Here is a 2,780-nt window from a genome sequence, read left to right as displayed (position 1 = left end):
TCGCTCATCCTCGCCGCAGGCGGTGCTGGCGATGATGAAGCGTATCGCCGAACTCATTCCGACACACACGCGGCGCTCCGACCAGAGCCAGGCCATGCAGCAGTTGTCGACGCCGCTGCCGCTCGCCTTTGTCACCGCTCACGCTGCCGCGATATCCTCTTCGGATCTCGTTTTCGAACCTTCGGCGGGCACCGGCCTTCTCGCCGTCCATGCCGAGATTGCCCGGGCGTCGCTCGCGCTCAACGAGCTTGCCGCGACACGCGCCGATCTGCTCGGCCTGTTGTTCCCGCGCGTTCCCGTTTCCCGGCATGATGCAGCCCATATCGACGATCATCTCGACGCCGCCGTCAAGCCGTCCGTCGTGCTGATGAACCCGCCCTAGGTACATCCAGCGACCGTGCACCTTGATGTAGGTCTCGTCCATATGCCACTTCCTACCGACAGTCCGCTTGCGTCGGTTGAAGCGCTCGAGCAGCAGCGGCGCGAAGTGAATAACCCAGCGGTGGATTGTCGAATGGTCGACGCTCATGCCGCGCTCAGCCATCATCTCCTTCAAATCCCACAGGCTCAACCCGTAGGCCAGATACCAACGCACGCACAGCAGGATCATTGATCGGTCGAAATGGCAGCCTTTGAACATGCACAATCTCCAGAAAACGGAGATGTCCAATGCCGACAGCCGATTACCAAAACGTTTGCAACACAACCCGCTACCTACCTCGAACCACCAGCCAAGGACATGTTGACATAAAGATATCTTTATGCGATCAGTAAGAAATGAAAAGTGTCGCTTATGTCCTCAGTGGATGAACTCTTCGGGCCGGTAGCAGCCAAATCTGACGGCTCCGAAATCCTCGCCGCGCTGAGGGCGGCTGCGCGCGAGCGCATCGTGTGCCTCGACGGTGCCATGGGCACGCAGATCCAGGGTCTGGGCTTCCACGAGGATCATTTCCGCGGGGACCGGTTCCTGGGCTGCTCTTGCCATCAGCAGGGCAACAACGATCTTTTGATCCTGACCCAGCCGCAGGCGATCGAAGACATTCATTACGCCTATGCCAAGGCTGGCGCGGACATTATCGAGACGAATACCTTCTCCTCGACGCGCATCGCGCAGGCCGATTACGGCATGGAGGACATGGTCTATGAGCTGAACCGCGACGGTGCGCGGCTGGTTCGGCGCGCGGCGATTCGCGCCCAGCAGGAGGACGGCAAGCGCCGCTTCGTCGCCGGCGCGCTTGGCCCGACCAATCGGACGGCTTCGATCTCGCCGGACGTAAACAATCCCGGATTTCGCGCCATCACCTTCGATGACCTGCGTCTCGCATATGGCGAGCAGCTGCGTGGCCTGATCGACGGTGGCGCCGACATCATTCTGATCGAGACGATCTTCGATACGCTCAACGCAAAGGCAGCGATTTTCGCTGCCGAACAGATTTTCGCCGAGAAGGGTGTGTGCTTGCCGGTGATGATCTCCGGCACGATCACCGACCTGTCCGGCCGCACGCTTTCCGGCCAGACGCCGACCGCCTTCTGGCATTCGGTGCGCCACGCCAAACCCTTCACGGTCGGGCTCAACTGCGCGCTCGGCGCCGCCGCCATGCGGCCGCATCTAGCCGAGCTTTCCGGTGTCGCCGATACCTTCATCTGCGCCTATCCGAACGCAGGCCTGCCCAACGCCTTCGGCCAATATGACGAGAGCCCCGAGTTTATGGCCTCCCAGGTCGAGGAATTCGCCCGCGAGGGGCTAGTCAATGTCGTCGGCGGGTGCTGCGGGTCCACGCCGGACCATATCGCCGCGATCGCCGAAGCGGGGAGCAGGCACAAGCCGCGCCCGGTGCCGAAGGCGAAGACGTTGATGAGGCTTTCCGGCCTCGAGCCGTTTACGCTCACCAAAGACATCCCCTTCGTCAATGTCGGCGAGCGCACGAACGTCACCGGCTCCGCGAAGTTCCGGAAGCTGATCACGGCCGGAGACTACGCCGCCGCCCTCGATGTAGCGCGCGACCAGGTCGCCAACGGCGCGCAGATCATCGACGTCAACATGGACGAGGGCCTGATCGACTCGAAAAAGGCCATGGTCGAATACCTCAACCTCATCGCCGCTGAACCCGATATCGCCCGCGTGCCGGTGATGATCGACAGCTCCAAATGGGAGGTGATCGAAGCAGGCCTGAAATGCGTACAAGGCAAGCCTGTCGTGAACTCGATTTCGATGAAGGAAGGCGAGGAGGCGTTCCTGCACCATGCCAAACTCTGCCGCATGTACGGCGCGGCGGTTGTTGTGATGGCATTCGACGAGCAGGGCCAGGCGGACACCAAGGCCCGCAAGGTCGAGATCTGCACCCGCGCCTTTAAGCTGCTGACCGAGCAGGCGGGCTTTGCGCCCGAGGATATCATCTTTGATCCCAATGTCTTTGCTGTCGCCACCGGTATCGAGGAGCACGACAATTACGGCGTCGATTTCATCGAGGCGACCGGCGAGATCACCTCGACCCTGCCGCATGTTCACATCTCCGGCGGCGTGTCCAATCTCTCCTTCTCGTTTCGCGGCAACGAGCCGGTGCGCGAGGCCATGCACGCTGTGTTCCTCTACCACGCCATCCAGCGCGGCATGGACATGGGCATCGTCAATGCCGGACAGCTCGCCGTCTACGACACAATCGAGCCGGAGCTGCGCGAGGCCTGCGAGGATGTCGTGCTCAACCGCACGCCCAAGGCTGGCGCCACCGCGACAGAGCGGATGCTGGAGATCGCCGAGCGCTTCAAGGGCACGGCCGGCC

1 protein-coding gene and 2 pseudogenes are annotated in these 2,780 nt (G+C 61.9%); 2 read left to right on the top strand and 1 reads right to left on the bottom strand.

What is annotated here, in order from left to right; genetic code table 11:
* Nucleotides 1–379 (top strand): annotated as a pseudogene (locus G6N73_RS36605) (SAM-dependent methyltransferase); the annotation flags it as partial.
* On the opposite strand, the pseudogene G6N73_RS35180 reads toward G6N73_RS36605, so the two are convergent.
* A pseudogene (locus tag G6N73_RS35180) lies at nt 356–640 on the bottom strand (IS6 family transposase); the annotation flags it as partial. The pseudogenes G6N73_RS36605 and G6N73_RS35180 sit on opposite strands and share 24 nt — an antisense overlap.
* Nucleotides 641–793: 153 nt before the next feature.
* On the opposite strand from G6N73_RS35180, the gene G6N73_RS35175 reads away from it, so the two are divergent.
* Nucleotides 794–2,780, top strand: a 1,987-nt coding sequence (locus G6N73_RS35175; protein WP_165034466.1) for a homocysteine S-methyltransferase family protein, incomplete at its 3' end; no start/stop codon positions are given.

This window comes from Allomesorhizobium camelthorni (assembly GCF_011045125.1).
Taxonomy (GTDB): domain Bacteria; phylum Pseudomonadota; class Alphaproteobacteria; order Rhizobiales; family Rhizobiaceae; genus Allomesorhizobium; species Allomesorhizobium camelthorni.
Note: the sequence above shows the minus strand (reverse complement) of the source record. Positions and strands in the feature narration are given on the sequence as shown.